Source organism: Pseudomonas sp. YH-1, assembly GCF_051990045.1.
Lineage (GTDB): Bacteria > Pseudomonadota > Gammaproteobacteria > Pseudomonadales > Pseudomonadaceae > Pseudomonas > Pseudomonas nicosulfuronedens.
Genome location: NZ_CP178184.1, coordinates 4,191,814 through 4,208,968, shown reverse-complemented (window position 1 = coordinate 4,208,968; position 17,155 = coordinate 4,191,814). Strand labels below are relative to the sequence as shown.

Genomic DNA, 17,155 nt, shown 5'->3' with positions numbered 1-17,155 from the left:
GACCAGTGGTGATTTTGACAAATGGTCGAGCTATCCCGGCCAAATACGCAAAAGACGTGTAGGCTGGCGGGGCCGGTTTGGCGCCCAACGCAAAGGTGACTTCATGACTGATTCACAGCTGATTCGCGAACGTTCGGAGCTCGATGAAAAGATTGCCGCTTTCCTCTCCCAGGGTGGCGAAATCCAGGAAATCCCCGTTGGCCAACTGGCAGTGAAGGTCGAGCGGAAATCGCAATGGGCGAAGTCCGAGAGCAAGAAGCCGGCGTCCTGAACGACTGAATGCATGATGAAAACCCCGCCATGGCGGGGTTTTGCATTTCAGTGGCTGAGGTAATGGTTCGACAACCAGTTCAGCGCCCTGCCCGGCCGCGTCAGCGCGTCGATGAAGCTGGGCCCCCAGAAGCGGATGTCATTGGCCTCCAGCACGGCATACATGTCCCGGTGGCGCGCCTGGCGCTCCTTGAGCGGCATGCGCAGCGCTTGTGCCATGGCCTCGGCCAGGGCGCCTCGATCATGGGGGTTGATGATCAGCGCGCCGCCCAGCTCGGCTGCGGCGCCGGCAAACTGGGAAAGGATCAGCACGCCAGGATCGTCCGGGTCCTGGGCGGCGACGAACTCCTTGGCGACCAGGTTCATGCCGTCGCGCAATGGCGTCACCAGGCCGATCCGCGCATGGCGCATGACCATGGCGATGTCCGCGCGCTGGTGGTTGCGCGCCACGTAGCGCAGCGGCACCCAGGACACGGCGCCGAAGCGCCCGTTGATATGCCCGACCCGCGCGCTGACGGCAGCGTCGATATCGGCGTACTCGGGGATGTCTTGGCGGCTGCCGGGGGATATCTGCAGGCAGGTCACCCGGTTGTGCCACTGCGGATGGCATTCCAGAAAGCGCTCGTAGCCATCGAGGCGATTGACGATGCCCTTGGAATAGTCGAGCCGGTCCACGCCGACCATCAGCGCTCGGCCGCCCAGACTCTCCCGCAGGTCTTCGGCGGCCTGGCTCAGCGAGGCTTCTTCGGCCAGACGGCGGAAGCCGGAGGCATCCACCCCCACCGGGAACACGCCGACGCGAAAGTGCTGGTCCTCCAGGTGATAACGGCGCCCATCGGGCGTCGCCGCCCCCACCACACGTGTGAGATAACGAGCGAAGTTGCTGGCGTCGTTCTCGGTCTGGAAGCCGATCAGGTTGTACTCGGTGAGCGCGCGGAGCAGTTCGTCGTGGTGCGGCAGCGCGGTGATGAGGTCGGCCGGCGGCATCGGGATATGCAGGAAGAAGCCGATGCGATTGGCATGCCCGCGCCGCCTCAAGGCCAGAGCCAGGGGAATCAGGTGGTAGTCGTGGACCCAGAGCACGTCGTCCTCTTCCAGCAGCGGGCTGAGGCGCTCGGCGAAGAACTCGTTGACGCGCTGGTAGCCGCCGAACTCCGCTTCATTGAACTCGGCGAGGTCCACCCGGTAATGCAGGATCGGCCAGAGCACCCGGTTGGCAAAGCCGTTGTAATACTCGTCGAAGTCCTGCGGATGCAGGTCGGTGAGGACATAGCGCAGGTTGTCGCGCTGGACGGTGGCGGGCGGCCCCGGCTCCTCGGCCTTCCGCCCGCTCCAGCCGAACCAGATGCCTTCGCGGTTGCGCATGGCGGCCTCCACCGCCACCGCCAGGCCACCGGGCGCCGGGCCGTTGCCATCGGGCAGCCCGACCCGGTTGGAGATCACCACGAGGCGCGACATAGTCCCTCCTCCCAGCCGATCGACAGACGCATCGCGGAGTTGATCAATCCCGCCATGGAGTAAGTCTGCGGGATATTGCCCCACAGCTCGCCGGTGTGCGGGTGCAGGTCTTCGGAGAGCAGCCCGTAGTGGTTGCGTGCGGCAATCAGCTCTTCGAACAGCCGGCGCGCCTCGTCCATGCGGCCAATGGCGGCCAGCGCGTCGAGGTACCAGAACTTCACCACCAGGAAGGCGGTTTCCGGCACGCCGAAGTCATCCGCCGCGGCGTAGCGCAGCATCTGCCCGTTGACGTTCAGCTCGCGGCCGATGCACTCGACGGTGGCGATGAAACGCGGATCGTCGGCCGCGATGATCCCCAGTTCGTTCATCAACAGCACGCTGGCGTCGAGATCATCGTGGCCGAAAGCACCGGTGAAGCTTTGCTTCTTCTCGCTCCAGGCTTCGGCCAGGATGCGCTCGCGCAGTCTGGCGGCCCGCTCCATCCAGTCACTGGCAGTCCGCTCCTGCCCCAGGCGCCGGGCGATGTGCCCGACGCGGTCACAGGCGACCCAGCAGAGCAGTGCGGAATGGGTGTGGATGCGTTTGCGCCCGCGGTACTCCCAGATGCCGGCATCCGGCTCGAAGGCCGTCCGTTCGGCATGGCGCGCCAGCGACTCAAGGAGTTGCAGCATGCCTTCGTTGCTGGGCTTGGGCAGGCGCTCGTCGACGAAACTCTGCAACACCGCCAGCGCCACCGAGCCGAACACGTCGTGCTGGTTCTGCTCCACCGCCTGGTTGCCGACGCGCACCGGGGCGTGGTTGAGGAAGCCGGCGAGGTCCGGCTCGATACGCTCGGTGAGGTCCAGGTTGGGAATGATTCCGTACAGCGGCTTGAGTTCGCCATCACCGCTGGCCACGGTGGTGATGAAATCGATATAGCCCTCCATGGTCCGAGTGGCACCCAGGCGGTTGAGGGCAAGGATCACGAAGTAGGCATCGCGCAGCCAGCAATAGCGGTAGTCCCAGTTGCGCTGCGAATCGGGCGCCTCCGGCACCGAAGTGGTGGCGGCGGCGATGATCGCACCGGTGTCTTCGAAGTTGCACAGTTTCAGGGTGATGGCCGAGCGGATCACCACCTGTTGCCATTCGAAGCAGATGGCCAGCCCGCGCACCCAGTCGTGCCAGTGGTTCTGCGTGCGCTTGAGGTAATCGCGCACCACTTCGCCGGGTGCGTTGCCCAGCGCCTCGTCGAGGCCGATCACCAGGCTCACAGGATGCCGTAGCGCGAACGGCGTTTCGTGCTGGATATACCCCAGGGGCGCATCAGTGGTCAGACGCAGCGGCTCGTCGCCATCCAGGTAGCGGATATGCCCCGAGCCGCTGGAGCCCTGGCTGGGCTTGCCGTAGCCGTGGGTCGGGCGCACGCGCAAGGTGATCTTTGGCATGCCCTCGATGGGCTCGATCAGCCGGCACAGCTGTGCTGGCCGGTAGATGTCGCCGTGCTGCAGGAAGCGCGGAGCGAAGTCCGTGATGCGCACCGCCCCGCCGCTGTCATCTCGTAGCACGGTGGTGATGATCGCGGTATTGCGCTGGTAGTCGGATGTGCTGCTGACCTGATTCTCCAGCACCACGTCGGCAAAGCCTTTCTCGTCATCTCCGGCCAGCAGCCGGGAAAAGGCTGGATCGCTGTCGAAGTTCGGATAGCACCACCAGACCAGCCGCGCCTGCGGGTTGACCAGCGCGGCCACCCGGCAGTTGCCGATCAGGCCCAGTTCCAGGGCGCCTTCCTGTGGGTTCGTCATCGCTGAGGTCCTCCTGCTGCTTGCATGAGTGCTTCACGGACTTGCTCCGCGTCGCGGAACACCGCGCTGGCGCCGGGCAAGGCACGCCCGACCGAGAGGCCCAGGCCGCCCAGTTCCGGCATCAGCGCGATGGCGGGTTCGTCGGTGACGTCGTCGCCGATGTACAGCGGCAGACGTCCGGAAAAGTCAGGCGTTGCCAGCAGCCGCTGGATCGCCTGGGCCTTGTCGACGCCTTCGGGGACAACTTCGTAGACCTGTTTGCCATTGAGCAACCGCAGCCCTGCGCCTTCCGGCGCACGCAGCAATGTCTGCAACTCGGCACGCAAATCGGCGGCCAGCGAGGGCGCGGAGCGGAAGTGCAGCGCGTAGCTGCTGCCCTTGTCTTCGGCATGGATTCCGACATGCCGGCTCGCCAGGGCGGTCAACTGCATTCGCAAGCAGGCAGGCAGGTCCTTGGTGGTGCGGCGCAAGGGGCTGTCGCCGCTTTCGCGCCAGTGCGCGCCATGGCCGCCGCTGGCGGCGAGGCGCAAGGGTTGCAGGAGCCGGTCGAGCTCTTCGACCGGGCGGCCGCTGATCAGGGCCAGGGCACCGTCGAGTCGGCGATGCAGCTGTGTGAGGGCATCGAGCAGCCCGGGCGGTACGACGACCGCGCCGGGGGATTCGGCGATGTCCAGGAGGGTTCCGTCGACATCCAGGAACAGTGCGGTCTGCTGAGGTCGGCTGAGCCAGAGGATCAGCAGCGCAGTGGCTGAGGCCTCGCTATGCGGGACCATGGCCGTGTCGACAGGTCCCCGTGGTACGGGACGTGACATGAGCCATTTCTCCATGTTCAGGGCGTGCCGCACGGCCGTGGGTAGCCGGCGCGGACGTGAAAGGGAGCACAGCGACCCTAACATGCGGGACAGCGAGGGTCGACCGCGGGTTTCACCCTGGCGACTACTCTGGAAGGCTCAGGCCAGAGCTGGCGGGGGCTGCAAGGAATGCTTGCGGAAAATCACGGATGGGATTTCCCTGACAGAAAGAATGGAATCCTCTGCCTCACAGGAAGTGCGCCGTTTTCGAGAATGCGGCAGGCCACTCTTTCATGAGAAAAATCCATGCCTCCGCTCTCCGCGCTGGTACTCCAGGCTTCCGGCCTGCACCGCTCCACCGCCGTTACTGCACTGCATCACCTGGGCTACAGCTTCCTGTCCGAGGTCTCCAGCAATGCCTTCGCGCTGGATCGGCTGCGCAGCCAGGGGGGCGTCCATCTGCTGATCTGCGATGTACGCATCGACCCGGTATCACGCCTGGAGTTTCTCCAGACCGTGGCTCGCGAACGCCTGGCCCATGGCGTGGTCGTCAGCGGGGAGATGGCGCCGGGCACCTGGAGCGCCCTCTCCCACCTGCTGCAGTTGCAGGGCATGAAGGTGTTCTGGCTGGGCAACGAAGCCGGGACACTGGAGCGCCTGCGCGCCCTGCTCGCCGACTTCCAGCCCCGGGAAGCGCAGCTTGGCCTGCCCCTGAACGAGGCCGCTGCAGACGACGAAGTCGAAGCGGCCAATCTGTCCTCCCACGGACGTCTGCGTGCCCACCTGCAACCCAAGGTCTCCGTGGCTACCGCGCAGGTTTATGGATTCGAGGTGCTGGCGCGCTGGCAACGGGAGGACGGAAGCGTTCTGCTCCCCAGCGAGTTCCTGCCGGGGCTGCGGCGTGCCGGCAAGCTCGACAGCATGCTCTTCGAACTGATGACCCAGGCCGTCGAGGCCCTGCGGTGCCTGGGGAACAACGAGCTGAAGCTGTCCTTCAACCTGGAAGCCGAGCAGATCGCCCAGACCGACTTTGCCGCCGCCGTAGAGCGCAACCTGCGAGCGTTGGACTTCGATCCCCGGCGTATCACCTTCGAGCTGACCGAGAGCTCGCCGCTGCACGCACCGCCGCTGAGCCTCGAGAATGTGCTGCGCCTGCGTCTGCTCGGCTGCGGCCTGGCCATCGACGACTTCGGCTGTGGCCACTCGACCCTGCAGCGCCTGATGGAGCTGCCGTTTACCGAGATGAAGCTCGACCGCCACCTGATCGCCGACGTGAACAACGGCGACCCGCGCCGACTGATCGTGCTGCGCAACGCTCTCGCGCTGGGTCGCGAACTGGGCCTCAAGGTAATCGTCGAGGGCGTGGAGAACGCCGCGCAGCTTCGTCAGCTGCAGCAATTGGAATGCGATTGCGCGCAGGGTTACCTGTTCGGCAAGCCGATGGATGCCAGTCAGGTTGGCACCTTCCTGCGTGGAGCTCCCTTGAAGCTGCAGAAGCTGGAAGCGGTTCAGGCGATACGCCCGGCGCAGTGAGAGGCGGAAAAGAAAACGGCTGTTGCGGACTTCCTGTCCGCAACAGCCGTCTGGATTGTCCTCAGCAAAGGACGCAGGAATTGTAGGCCATTGGCCATCAGCCCGTCTTCCCAGTTCTCCCGCATGACCTGTAAATCAGCACAAACGCGACAAAACACCGCAAATTGCCCAGGCAATACCCGCCAATTCGCTGCACATTCGTCCCAATAGTGTCGGCTATACGACGATTGGCCCGGTTTTGCTCCATTGCTCGACGTGATGTCGATCACGCCGTTTCGCCCTAGCCCGCCGATGAACTGTCTGGTTACCATGCCCGGCTGCACGCTGGATGCCAGGAAGGCATAAATCCAAAGGGATCGCCCCAGTGTTGCCCACCTTCAGTTTTGGCAGCCGCTACATGCCCCAGTCTTCTGTGCGTTCGCCCCGTCGCTCGCTGGTTCGCCTTGTCCTGACCGGCACTGGCTCCATCGTCGTTGCCGCCCTTGCCTTCTTTGCCTGGCAAGGCTTCTATCCGGTGCAGGCCACCGATGACTGGTCCGTCGCCGTCCTGCACAAGAACGTGCAGAAGGCCGCGTCGCTGGTTCCGCTGCCCGATGGAAGCCTGCTGGTCAGCCAGGAGCTGAAGAAGGACAAAGGCAACATCCTGCGCATCGCCGCCGACGGCCAGCGCCGGGTCATGGTCGATGGGCTGTCCAAGCCCGATGGCATGATCGCCGCCCGGGGCGGCTGGGTGTTCAGCCAGGAGTCCGACGGCAGGCCGGTGCAGATGCTCAAGGACGGCAAGATCACCGACCTGTTCATGGGCCAGTCGGTACAAGGCCTGTGGGACGACGGCGAAAACCTCTATGCCATCGAGGACCGTGGCGAAAACGGCCGGCTGCTGCGCTACCGCTGGAGCGATGGCGAGCTGACGGTGCTCCGCGACAAGCTGCAGGAAACCGAATCCGTCACCCGCTGCACCGACGGCAGGCTGCTCTACACCGAGAAGAAGAAAGGCGTCGTGCACCAATTCAGTGACGACGGCAAGGACCCGGTGCTGCTCGCCGGCCTGAACCAGCCCACCTTCCTGATGTGCGACCAGCGCGGCTTGTGGATCAGCGAAGACTCCACTCACCGCGCCCGCCTGCTGCTGTGGGACGGCAAGGGCGAACCGCACACCATCCTGTCCTTCCTCAAGGCGCCGCAGTCCATCGTGCCCGACGGCAAGGGCGGCTACCTGCTCGCCGAAGGCGGCCGCGACCGCGTGCTGCAACTCACCCCAGCCAAGTGATGCCCCGGGCGGCCGCCAAGGCCGCCCTATTCCTGCGCCGGCATTACCCGCCCAGGTATCACCTCGACCAGCGCATCGATCGCCAGCCGCACCTTGCGTGGCAGCTGGGCGGTCTGCAGCCAGGTGGCATGGACGTCGTAGAGGAAGCCCGGCTGCCCCGGCAGCAACTCCTCCAGCGCACCTTCCTCGATGACTTCGCGTACCAGCCAGTACGGCAGCCACGCCAGTCCCATGTCACGTACCGCCGCATCAGCAATGGCCGCCAGGTCATCGAAACGCAGCCGCGAGTTCGGCGCGAACTCCACCGGCCCCTGCCCGTCGCGGGGGAACAACCAGGGGTTGATGCGCCCGGAGCGGTGGTAGACCAGGACCCGATGCTCGGCCAGCGCTTCGATATTCTCCGGCCGCCCGTGCTCCTCCAGATACGCCGGCGCAGCACACACCACCATGCGCTGTCGGCCGATGCGCCGCGCGATGATGCCGTCTCTGGGTTGCGGCTCGCCGGTGCGGATCGCCAGGTCGATCTGCTCCTCCGCCAGATCCGCCAGGCGGTCACTGAAGCGCAGGTCCAGCTCCAGTTGCGGATAGCGCTGCGCCAGCTCCAGCAGGACCGGCGCCACACAGCGCCGGCCAAAATGCACGGGCATGGCCACCCGCAGCCGACCTCGGGGCTCGGTTACCTCTCCGGCGGCGAGGATGTCCGCCGCCTCGGCATCGGCCAGCAGGGTGCGGCAGCGCTCGTAGTAGATCCTCCCCGCTTCGGTCAGGCTCTGCCGGCGCGTGCTGCGCATCAGCAACTGCGCGCCCAGACGCTCTTCGAGAAAGCGCACGTGCTTGCCCACCATGGGGGCGGACATTTCCAGGGCATCTGCCGCCGCCGCGAAGGACCCGAGGTCCACCGCGCGGACGAAGACTTCCATGCTGGTCAGACGATCCATTCGAAACTCCTGATTTCGACCAACTGTTTCTATACGCCATTTAACCAGCGAATCCCATGACTGATAGTCGCTTTACGTCAAATCACTTTCGACTGGGAGCATCACATGGAAAGCACCAAGACCCGCGCCATTCGTTTCCACCAGTTCGGCGGCCCGGAAGTCCTGCGCATCGAACCGGTGGACGTTCGCCAACCCGGCGCGGATGAAGTGCGCATTCGGATCAAGGCCCTGGGGCTGAATCGCGCCGAATCGCTGCTGCGCACGGACCGCTATATCGAGAGCCCGCTGCTCCCCTCCGGGCTGGGGCTGGAAGCCACAGGCGTAGTCGAAGCAGTAGGCAGCGCGGTGCAGGGGTTCCTGCCGGGGGATGCAGTGAGCGTCCTGCCACCGACCTCGATGCAGCAGGATCCGACCCACGCAGAGCGCCTGGTGGTCCCGCAAGCTCGCCTGGTAAAGAACCCGCCGGGACAGGCCTGGAGTGACGCCGCCGCCACCTGGATGCAATACCTCACCGCCTATGGCGCACTGGTCCAGGTGGCCGGGCTGCGCGAGGGAGACGTCGTCGTCATCACCGCCGCCTCGAGCAGCGTCGGCCTGGCCGCCATCCAGATCGCCCGTAGCGTGGGCGCGGTGCCCATCGCGGTGACCCGCACCTCGGCCAAACGTGAAGCCTTGCTGCAGTCCGGCGCCGAAGAAGTCATCGCCAGCGAAGCGGAGAACCTGCGCGCGCGCCTGCTCGAGATCACCGGCAAGGTCGGCGCACGGGTGGTGTTCGACCCGGTGGGCGGTCCGATCTTCGAGCCACTGACTGCGGCCATGTCCGAGGGCGGCATCCTCATCGAGTACGGCGGCCTGAGCCCCGAGCCCACGCCCTTCCCGCTGTTCGAAGTGCTGAGCCGTTCGCTGGTCCTGCGTGGCTATCGCGTCTACGAAGTGCTGGAAGATCCGCTGCGCCTGCGCGAAGCCGCAGCGTTCATTTACGCCGGCCTCGCGGACGGCTCGCTGCACCCGGTGATCGCCCGTACCTTCACCTTCGACGAGATAGTCGAGGCTTACCGCTACCTGGAATCCAACCAGCAGTTCGGCAAAGTCGTGGTCACCTTGTAGCCATCAGATACACTGCCCCGGCGCGGCTCCCCGCCGCGCTGGATGCAGCGGAGCCGAAATGCCAAGGGAAAACTTCAACGACCTGATCGCCTTCGTCACCGTGGCGCGCGAAGGCAGCTTCACCAAGGCAGCGGCGCAACTGGGGGTTTCCCAGTCGGCGCTGAGCCACACCATCCGCGCGCTGGAAACCCGCCTCGGCCTGCGCCTGCTCAGCCGCACCACTCGCAGCGTCTCGCCCACCGAGGCCGGCGAGCGCCTGCTCAATACCCTGGCTCCGCGCTTCGAGGAGATCGAAGCCGAGCTGGCGGCCCTCAGCGACTTTCGCGACAAGCCGGTCGGCACCCTGCGCATCACCGCCGCTGAACACGCGGCCAGCACCGTGCTCTGGCCGAAGCTGGCGAAAGTGTTGCCGGATTATCCGGACATCAAGGTCGAGGTGAGCATCGACTACGGCCTGACCGATATCGCCGCCGAACGCTTCGACGCTGGCGTACGCCTGGGCGATCAGGTGGCCAAGGACATGATCGCCGTCCGTATCGCCCCGGACCTGTGTATGGCAGTGGTCGCCAGCCCCGCCTACCTCACCCGCGAGGGCCGCCCGCTGGATGTACCGGCGCTGGCCGGCCACGACTGCCTGAACCTGCGCCTGCCGACCTACGGCGGACTGATGGCCTGGGAGTTCGCCAAGGACGGTCACGAAGTGAAGGCGCGAGTCGAAGGCCAGCTGACCTTCAACAGCAGCCCGCACATCCTTCGCGCGGCGCTGGATGGCTTCGGCCTCGCCTACCTGCCCGCCGACATGGTCACCGAGCACGTCGCCGCCGGGCGCCTGGAGCAGGTGCTGGAAGACTGGTGCCCGACCTTCCCCGGCTACCACCTCTACTACCCGAGCCGGCGGCAGAAATCCCGCGCCTTCACGGTGCTGGTGGACGCACTGCGTCATCAGGATTGAAAGTCGGGCGCATCACGCGCCCGGCTTACACCACTCAGAGAGTGGCCAGGTCGATGACGAAGCGGTAGCGCACGTCGGAGCGTTCCATGCGCTCGAAGGCATGGTTGATCTCGTCCATGCGGATCATCTCGCACTCCGGCAGGATGTTCTTCTTGCCGCAGAAATCGAGCATTTCCTGGGTCTCGGCGATTCCGCCGATGGGCGAGCCGGCGATGCGCCGACGGCCGATCAGCAGCGGGATGCTGCTGATCTCGTCGATGGGACCGACCTGCCCCACCAGCACCAGGGTGCCGTCCACATCGAGCAGCGGCAGGTAGGGCTTGAGGTCATGTTTCACCGGCACGGTGTCGATGATCAGGTCGAAGCTGTTGGCTGCGGCCTTCATCGCCTGCGCATCGGACGACACCAGCAGCGCGTCGGCACCCAACTCCAGCGCGTCAATGCGCTTGTCCGCCGTGCGGCTGAGCACAGTGACGGTGGCACCCAGGCCGACCGCCAGCTTCACCGCCATATGCCCCAGGCCGCCGAGACCGACCACGCCCACGCGGCTGCCCGGCCCGACGTTCCAGGTGCGCAGCGGCGAATAGGTGGTGATACCGGCGCATAGCAGCGGCGCCGCCTTGCTCAGGTCCAGGCCGTCCGGCACACGCAGGACGAAGTCCTCGCGCACCACCAGTTGCTTGGAATAGCCGCCCTGAGTTGCTTCGCGGGTCACGCGATCGCGGTCGTTGTAGGTCTGGGTATTGCCTTCGCGGCACAGCTGCTCCTCGCCCTTGCGGCACTGATCGCACACCTGGCAGGAATCCACCATGCAGCCCACCGCCACGGCGTCACCGACCTGGTAGCGGGTAACCTTCGAGCCGACTGCGGTCACCCGGCCGACGATCTCGTGGCCCGGCACCATCGGGTAGCGACTGAAACCCCAGTCATTGCGGGCCTGGTGCAGGTCGGAGTGGCAGACACCGCAATAAAGGACGTCCATCGCCACGTCGTTGTCGCGCAGTGCACGACGCTCGAAGGTGAAGGGCGCGAGCGGGTCCTGCGGGTTCTGCGCGGCATATCCAAGGGTCTTCATCGGCATTGCTCCTGACACTGCAAATGGATCGGTTAAAAGAGTGGGTTCAACGGGCCGGGCGGCCTTCGACGGGATAGGCAGGATCGCTATAGCCGGGCGTGGAGGCATGGCCGGGCGGCACCAGGCTGTTCACGAAGGCTTCGTCTTCGGCGGTCAGTTCGAAGTCCAGCGCCGGCAGGTAACCGTCCCAGTGCTCTTCCGTACGCGGCCCCGCGATCAGCGAGCTGACCAGGGGATTGTTCAGCACCCAGGCCAGGGCGAAGGCAGCCGGAGTGGTACCACGGACGACGGCGTGTTCAGCGATGCGCTGGGCAATCTGCAGGGATTCGGGCCGCCATTCGGTCTGCTGGATGCGCTTGTCGCCACGGCCGACGCGGGAATCCGCGGGCGGTTCGGCGCCGGGCCGGTACTTGCCGGTAAGCACGCCACGGGCCAGCGGGCTGTAGGGCACCACGCCGATGCCGTAGTGGCCGGCGACGGGCAGTTGTTCGACCTCTGCGGTGCGGTCCACCAGGTTGTACAGCGGTTCGCTGCAGATCGGTCGGTCCATGCCCAGCTGGTCGGCCAGGCGCACCACCTCGGCGATACGCCAGCCACGGAAGTTGGACAGGCCGTAGTAACGCACCTTGCCCTGGCGGATCAGCTCACCCACTGCGCGCAGCCCTTCTTCGAGCGGCGCATCGACGTCGGTGCGGTGGAAGTAGAGGATGTCCAGGTAGTCGGTGCCCAGCCGGCGCAGGCTGTCTTCCACCGACTGGTAGATCCACTTGCGCGACTGGCCGCGATGGTTCGGGCCATCGCCCAGGGCGTTGCCGAACTTGCTGGCGATCACCCAGTCATCCCGGTGGGCGGCTACTGCGCGTCCGACGACCTCTTCGGAGCGACCCTTGTGATAGACGTCAGCCGTGTCGAGGAAATTGACGCCCTGCTCGAAGGCCTTGTCGATGATGCGCCGCGAGGTTGGCTCATCGGTTTCGCCGCCGAACATCATCGCGCCCAGGCACAGGGGCGAGACTTTCAGGGCACTACGGCCCAGGTAACGGTATTGCATGGAGTACTCCTCAGGCGGCGTCGCGCTCGGCAAACACGCGGCGGGCAACGCCCAGCGCAGTTGAGGCAGTGGGCCAGCCGGAATAGAAAGCCAGATGGGTGATGGCCTCGATCAGCTCCTCGCGGGTCAAGCCGTTGTCCAGCGCCTTGCCCAGGTGGAAATGGAGTTCGTTGGCCTGATAGCGCGCCACCAGGCTGGAGACGGTGACCAGGCTGCGGTCGCGTGGCGAGAGGCCGGGGCGCTCCCAGACATCGCCGAACAGCACCTGGTCGGTGTAGTCGGCCAGCGCCGGGGCGATGTCGCCGAAAGCCTTGTGGGCGGTGGAGGCTGGTTCGTTCATGGTGTTCTCCGCTTGGCCAGTGAACTGATGGACCATGCTAGGCCGTGCCGGACCTGCGATTAAGGAGCAAAACGCGTTTGGACCTATGAGGCAACCTCATGAATGCCCGGCGATAACCCATGAGCCAGGCTCATAGGCGAATGCGCTTTTGCCCGTCTAATCACCTGCAAAGTCCTTGAGTAAAGTCCATTCCAGACGTTTCGCCGGGCAATCCTGCCCTTCCCGCTTCAGGACTGACGTTCAACTGGAGAGACTTCGATGGACAAGCGCGCACTGGGCCAGCATGGCCTGCAGGTATCGACACTGGGTCTGGGGTGCATGGGCCTGAGCTACGGCTATGGCCCAGCGGTTGATCGTTACGATGGCATCCGTTTGTTACGTACGGCTTTCGATAGCGGCGTGACCTTCTTCGACACCGCCGAGGCCTACGGCCCCTTCGCCAACGAGGAGCTGCTGGGTGAAGCCCTGGCGCCAGTGCGCGATCAGGTCGTGATCGCCACCAAGTTCGGCTTCAGGAACGGTGACGTTACCCTCGGCCTGGACAGCCGCCCGGAGAACATCCGCGCGGTGGCGGAAGCCTCGCTCAAGCGCCTGAAGACCGACTGCATCGACCTCTTCTACCAGCACCGCGTCGACCCGGACGTGCCCATGGAAGACGTCGCCGGCACCGTCGGCGAGTTGATCCGCGAAGGCAAGGTGAAGCACTTCGGCCTCTCCGAAGCCGGCCCGCAATCCATCCGCCGTGCCCATGCGGTGCAGCCGGTGGCAGCACTGCAGAGCGAGTATTCGCTGTGGTGGCGCGAGCCGGAAAAGGAAATCCTCCCGCTGCTGGCCGAACTGGGCATCGGCTTCGTGCCTTTCAGCCCGCTGGGCAAGGGCTTCCTCACCGGCGCCATCGACGAGCGCACGCAGTTCTCGGCCAACGATTTCCGCAACGTCGTGCCACGCTTTTCGGAGGAGAACCGCAAGGCCAATGCGGGCCTGATCGAGGTGCTCGGTCGCATCGCCGAGAGCAAGGGCGCGACCCGCGCGCAGATCGCCATTGCCTGGCTACTGGCCCAGCAGCCGTGGATCGTGCCGATCCCCGGCACCACCAGGCTGCATCGGCTGGAAGAAAACCTCGGCGCGGCCTCACGGGTGCTGGACGCCACCGACCTAGGCGCCATCGAAGCGGCATTGCGCGAAATCGAGATCGTCGGTGAGCGCTATCCGGCGCACCTGCAGCAGCGCGTGGGGCGCTGAGCAAAGCAAGCCCGGCCCCCGTCGGTGCCGGGCTATCGCCATCAACCCTCGAAAGTCACCGCGCGCAGGGGTGCGGTATTGACCTTGAGCTCGAACACGTCCGGCCGCGCATAGTGGCCGCAGACGTCGAAGTCGAGGTTGCCCTGGCTGAGCTGGCCCATATCGAGGTCCGCATACAGCTCGGTCTCGCAGTCGAACACCGGCCCGGCCAGCACCTCGCCCAGCGGGCTGACAATCATGCTGCCGCCACGCATCACGTAGTCGTCTTCCTGGTGCGTCAGGCCGAACGCCTCGCGGTGTTGCTGCGGGTACTCGCCGAGGCGGATCGCCTGGCATGCCGAGAGCACGAACACCCGGCCTTCCAGTGCAATGTGCTGCATGGACGCAGCCCAGGACGGGCGATCATCCGCCGTCGGCGCGCAGTACAGCTGCACGCCCTGCGCATACATGGCCTGGCGCAGCGCTGGCATGTAGTTCTCCCAGCAGATGACGCTGCCCAGCACCCCGAACTCGGTGTCCACCGGCTCGATGGTCGAACCATCGCCGAAGCCCCAGATCAGGCGCTCCTGGCCGGTGGGCATCAGCTTGCGGTGGTAACCAGCAATGCCGCGTCCGGGCACCAGGGTCACGGCGGTGCAGTACAGCGTACGGCCATAGCGTTCGATGATACCGACCACCGTGGTCACTCCGGTCTGCTCGACGCTCTCGGCGAGCGCCGCCAGCTCCGGACCATCCAGCGCCACAGCGCCTTGGACGTAACGCTGGTAGAGATCGCGCCCGGCCGCGCTGCGGTTGCCCACCACGCTGCCAAAAGCCGCGCCTTTGGGGTAGCCGCCGATGTAGGCCTCGGGGAATACCGCCAGCTTCGCGCCCTGCTCCGCCACGCGGCGCAGGATGCCGGCGGCCTTTTCGACGCTGGCCATGGGCTCGTAGGGAATGGAGGCGGCCTGGATGATTGCTACACGGGTCATGGGGACTCCTGAATTTCCTGGATTGAAGACTTAGAAGCGGCTGATGTCGTTGTCGCGGGTTTCCGGCAGGGTCTTCCACAGCACCACCAGGCACACCAGGGACACCGCCGCGAGATAGGCCGCAGGGAGATTCGCATCGCCGGTCTGGCGGATCAGCGCGGCGGCGATGAAGGGACCGGGGCCGGCGAGAATGGCCAGCGCCAGGTTGTGGCCGAGCGCAGCGCCGGTGGAGCGGATCGAGGCCGGGAAGACTTCCACCAGCAGCACCACGTCCATGACCGCCGTGATCGCCACCAGCACGCCTATCACTGTCAGGCCGAGGAGAATCGCCAGCGGGTGGCCGGTGTTGAGCAGCAGGAAGATCGGATAGGCCAGCAGCGTCAGCGCAGCCGCCGCGGCCAGCAGCAGCTTGCGTCGGCCGATGCTGTCGCTCAGACGGCCGATCAACGGGTTGACGATGACGTAGACCACCAGCGCGATGCTGCACAGCCACAGCGCACTGCTGCGCGGCATGCCGACGGTGCTGACCAGGTGGTTGTTGGCGTAGGTGATGAAGTAGTAGAGCGACACACCGAACAGCGCAGAGAAGGCGAAGGTGGTGATGAAGGCACGGCGGCGCACGGCTTTGCTCGGCGCTTGAGCCTTGTGCGAATCACGCTGGCGCACCATTTCCTCGTACACCGGGGTATCACCCAGCTTGCGGCGGATGAACACGGCGATACCGGTCATCACGATGGACGCCACGAACGGCAGGCGCCAACCCCAGGCCGCCAGCTGCGCATCGTCCAGCGCCGAGGAAATGCTCGCGGCGGTGAAAGTGCCGAACAGGAAGGCCAGCCCGGCCGTGCCGGTGATCACACTGGCCGCGGTGGCGCGGCGGTTCGACGGTGCGCTCTCGACAATGTAGATGCCGGCGCTGGACCACTCGCCGCCGACCATCATGCCCTGGATGAAGCGCATGGCGATCAGCAGGATCGGCGCGGCGATGCCGATTGCCTCATAGGAGGGCAACAGACCGATGATGGTGGTGCACACGCCCATGCCGAACACCGTGATGATCAGCACCGCGCGGCGGCCGAAACGGTCGCCGATGGGGCCGAGGATCAACGCGCCGAAGGGCCGCGAGAGGAAGCCCACGGCGAACACCGCCAGCGACGAGAGCAGCGACACGCCCGGCGCGCTGGAGGGGAAGAACAGCATGCCGATGACGGCGGCGAAGTAGCCGTAGATGGCGAAGTCGAACCACTCCATGAAGTTGCCGATGCCGACCGCCATGGCCCGCTTGCGGATGTCCGACTGCCCGCCCCTGGTACGGATGCTGCTAGCACCCAAGCTTTGCGAAATCGCGTCCACAGGATTCTCCATCCCTTGTTATGGTTGTGTGGACGCCAGACTAGGAAGCCCCACGACCGCAGGGCAAACGATTAGGAAATATGAGCCGGATTAACGTACGTAATATCGCGCGGATCGACCTGAACCTGCTGCTCACCTTCCATTGCCTGATGACCGAGCGCAGCGCCACGCGCGCCTCGGCCATGCTGCATGTGACCCAGGGCGCGGTCAGCTCGGCACTGCGCCGGCTGCGCGAGCATTTCGGCGACGAACTGTTCATCCGCACCGCCTCCGGCATGCAGCCCACGCGCAAGGCCATGGAACTGGCGCCCAAGATCGCCGAGGCGCTGACCTCGATCTCCGGCGTGCTGGGCAACGAGCCGGAGTTCTCCGCCCACGACTCCAGCTACGTGTTCAACATCGGCCTGTCCGACGATATCGAGGCCTACCTTGCGCCGCGCATCGTCAACGCTGCCGCAGCAGACGGCCTGGGTGTGAGCTTCGCCTTTCACCAGAGCAACAGTTCGCTGTGGAAACAGTCCCTGCAGGACCCGGACATGGACCTGGTGATCTGTAGCGAGCCCAAGGACTTCAACACCAGCTACTCGTCCCAGGTGCTGTTCTCCTCGTCCTACTCCTGCCTGTTCCGCCCTCGCGGCCGGGCGGCGGACGAGCCCATCGCCCTGGAGGAGTACTTCGCCGCGAATCATGTGAGGGTGTCCTACGATGGCCGGCGCGGCTTCATCGACGACCTGTTCGAGGCCGCCGGTTATGCCCGGCGCGTCACCGCTTCCTTCACTCACTTCAGCGGCGCGCTGACGACGCTGATGAGCAGCGAAGTGATCGCGACCATCCCCAGCTTCGCCGCCGAAAGCTATGCGGCGATGACCGACCTGAGCGTCAGCCCGGTTCCCTTCCCGGTGCCATCGTTCCGCTGCTTCATGGTCTGGGACATCGCGCGACACAACAAGCCGCACCACGAGTGGCTGCGGCAGTTCATCGGCGAACTGGCGCAAAAACTGGGGTGAGCGACCGGCTCTGCCG

Annotated in this window: 16 protein-coding genes; 7 read left to right on the top strand and 9 right to left on the bottom strand. The window is 65.5% G+C overall.

Annotated features, from left to right (window positions below):
• The first annotated feature begins 103 nt into the window (after positions 1-103).
• Complete coding sequence (locus ACKI1H_RS19325) at positions 104-271, top strand: hypothetical protein (RefSeq protein ID WP_440465975.1); 168 nt, start codon at positions 104-106, stop codon at positions 269-271.
• A gap of 47 nt (positions 272-318) precedes the next feature.
• Here the strand turns inward: ACKI1H_RS19325 and otsA are convergent, their stop codons facing one another.
• Genes otsA through otsB form a run of 3 tightly spaced genes read right to left on the bottom strand, consistent with a single transcriptional unit; the run spans position 319 to position 4,321 of the window.
• The gene (otsA, locus tag ACKI1H_RS19320; RefSeq protein WP_138526448.1) at positions 319-1,728 is read right to left on the bottom strand and encodes an alpha,alpha-trehalose-phosphate synthase (UDP-forming); all 1,410 of its coding nucleotides are present in this window, start codon (positions 1,726-1,728) and stop codon (positions 319-321) included.
• Positions 1,710-3,509, bottom strand: a complete 1,800-nt coding sequence (locus ACKI1H_RS19315; protein ID WP_440465974.1) for a glycoside hydrolase family 15 protein — start codon at positions 3,507-3,509, stop codon at positions 1,710-1,712. The genes otsA and ACKI1H_RS19315 overlap by 19 nt, the downstream gene beginning before the upstream one ends.
• On the bottom strand, positions 3,506-4,321 hold the full coding sequence (otsB, locus tag ACKI1H_RS19310; protein WP_440465973.1) for a trehalose-phosphatase: 816 nt from the start codon (positions 4,319-4,321) through the stop codon (positions 3,506-3,508). The genes ACKI1H_RS19315 and otsB overlap by 4 nt, the downstream gene beginning before the upstream one ends.
• A gap of 285 nt (positions 4,322-4,606) precedes the next feature.
• Here otsB and ACKI1H_RS19305 point away from each other — a divergent pair, with 285 nt between their 5' ends.
• Positions 4,607-5,833, top strand: coding sequence for an EAL domain-containing response regulator (locus ACKI1H_RS19305; protein ID WP_440465972.1), 1,227 nt, complete (start codon positions 4,607-4,609; stop codon positions 5,831-5,833).
• 397 nt (positions 5,834-6,230) lie between these two features.
• Positions 6,231-7,103: a hypothetical protein gene (locus ACKI1H_RS19300; RefSeq protein WP_440465971.1), complete on the top strand. Its 873-nt coding sequence runs from the start codon at positions 6,231-6,233 to the stop codon at positions 7,101-7,103.
• A gap of 26 nt (positions 7,104-7,129) precedes the next feature.
• Here the strand turns inward: ACKI1H_RS19300 and ACKI1H_RS19295 are convergent, their stop codons facing one another.
• Complete coding sequence (locus tag ACKI1H_RS19295; RefSeq protein WP_440465970.1) at positions 7,130-8,041, bottom strand: LysR substrate-binding domain-containing protein; 912 nt, start codon at positions 8,039-8,041, stop codon at positions 7,130-7,132.
• A gap of 105 nt (positions 8,042-8,146) precedes the next feature.
• Here ACKI1H_RS19295 and ACKI1H_RS19290 point away from each other — a divergent pair, with 105 nt between their 5' ends.
• Both ACKI1H_RS19290 and ACKI1H_RS19285 read left to right on the top strand, forming a co-directional pair.
• Positions 8,147-9,148, top strand: a complete 1,002-nt coding sequence (locus ACKI1H_RS19290) for a zinc-dependent alcohol dehydrogenase family protein (protein WP_440465969.1) — start codon at positions 8,147-8,149, stop codon at positions 9,146-9,148.
• 58 nt (positions 9,149-9,206) lie between these two features.
• Complete coding sequence (locus tag ACKI1H_RS19285; RefSeq protein WP_440465968.1) at positions 9,207-10,100, top strand: LysR substrate-binding domain-containing protein; 894 nt, start codon at positions 9,207-9,209, stop codon at positions 10,098-10,100.
• 34 nt (positions 10,101-10,134) lie between these two features.
• Here ACKI1H_RS19285 and ACKI1H_RS19280 read toward each other — a convergent pair whose 3' ends face one another.
• Genes ACKI1H_RS19280 through ACKI1H_RS19270 form a run of 3 tightly spaced genes read right to left on the bottom strand, consistent with a single transcriptional unit; the run spans position 10,135 to position 12,566 of the window.
• On the bottom strand, positions 10,135-11,175 hold the full coding sequence (locus tag ACKI1H_RS19280; protein WP_440465967.1) for an NAD(P)-dependent alcohol dehydrogenase: 1,041 nt from the start codon (positions 11,173-11,175) through the stop codon (positions 10,135-10,137).
• A gap of 46 nt (positions 11,176-11,221) precedes the next feature.
• Positions 11,222-12,226: an aldo/keto reductase gene (locus ACKI1H_RS19275; RefSeq protein ID WP_440465966.1), complete on the bottom strand. Its 1,005-nt coding sequence runs from the start codon at positions 12,224-12,226 to the stop codon at positions 11,222-11,224.
• Between the two features lie 10 nt (positions 12,227-12,236).
• Positions 12,237-12,566 carry a carboxymuconolactone decarboxylase family protein gene (locus ACKI1H_RS19270; RefSeq protein ID WP_138526439.1) on the bottom strand — a complete coding sequence of 110 codons (330 nt, stop codon included), beginning with the start codon at positions 12,564-12,566 and terminating at the stop codon, positions 12,237-12,239.
• A gap of 258 nt (positions 12,567-12,824) precedes the next feature.
• Here ACKI1H_RS19270 and ACKI1H_RS19265 point away from each other — a divergent pair, with 258 nt between their 5' ends.
• Entirely contained in the window at positions 12,825-13,808 is a 984-nt protein-coding gene (locus tag ACKI1H_RS19265; protein WP_440465965.1) for an aldo/keto reductase, read from the top strand.
• A gap of 41 nt (positions 13,809-13,849) precedes the next feature.
• Here the strand turns inward: ACKI1H_RS19265 and ACKI1H_RS19260 are convergent, their stop codons facing one another.
• Entirely contained in the window at positions 13,850-14,779 is a 930-nt protein-coding gene (locus tag ACKI1H_RS19260; protein ID WP_440465964.1) for a carbon-nitrogen hydrolase family protein, read from the bottom strand.
• A 30-nt stretch (positions 14,780-14,809) separates the two neighbouring features.
• Positions 14,810-16,132 carry an MFS transporter gene (locus ACKI1H_RS19255; RefSeq protein WP_440465963.1) on the bottom strand — a complete coding sequence of 441 codons (1,323 nt, stop codon included), beginning with the start codon at positions 16,130-16,132 and terminating at the stop codon, positions 14,810-14,812.
• A gap of 80 nt (positions 16,133-16,212) precedes the next feature.
• Here ACKI1H_RS19255 and ACKI1H_RS19250 point away from each other — a divergent pair, with 80 nt between their 5' ends.
• Positions 16,213-17,139, top strand: a complete 927-nt coding sequence (locus tag ACKI1H_RS19250; protein ID WP_440465962.1) for a LysR family transcriptional regulator — start codon at positions 16,213-16,215, stop codon at positions 17,137-17,139.
• The last annotated feature ends 16 nt before the right edge of the window (positions 17,140-17,155 follow it).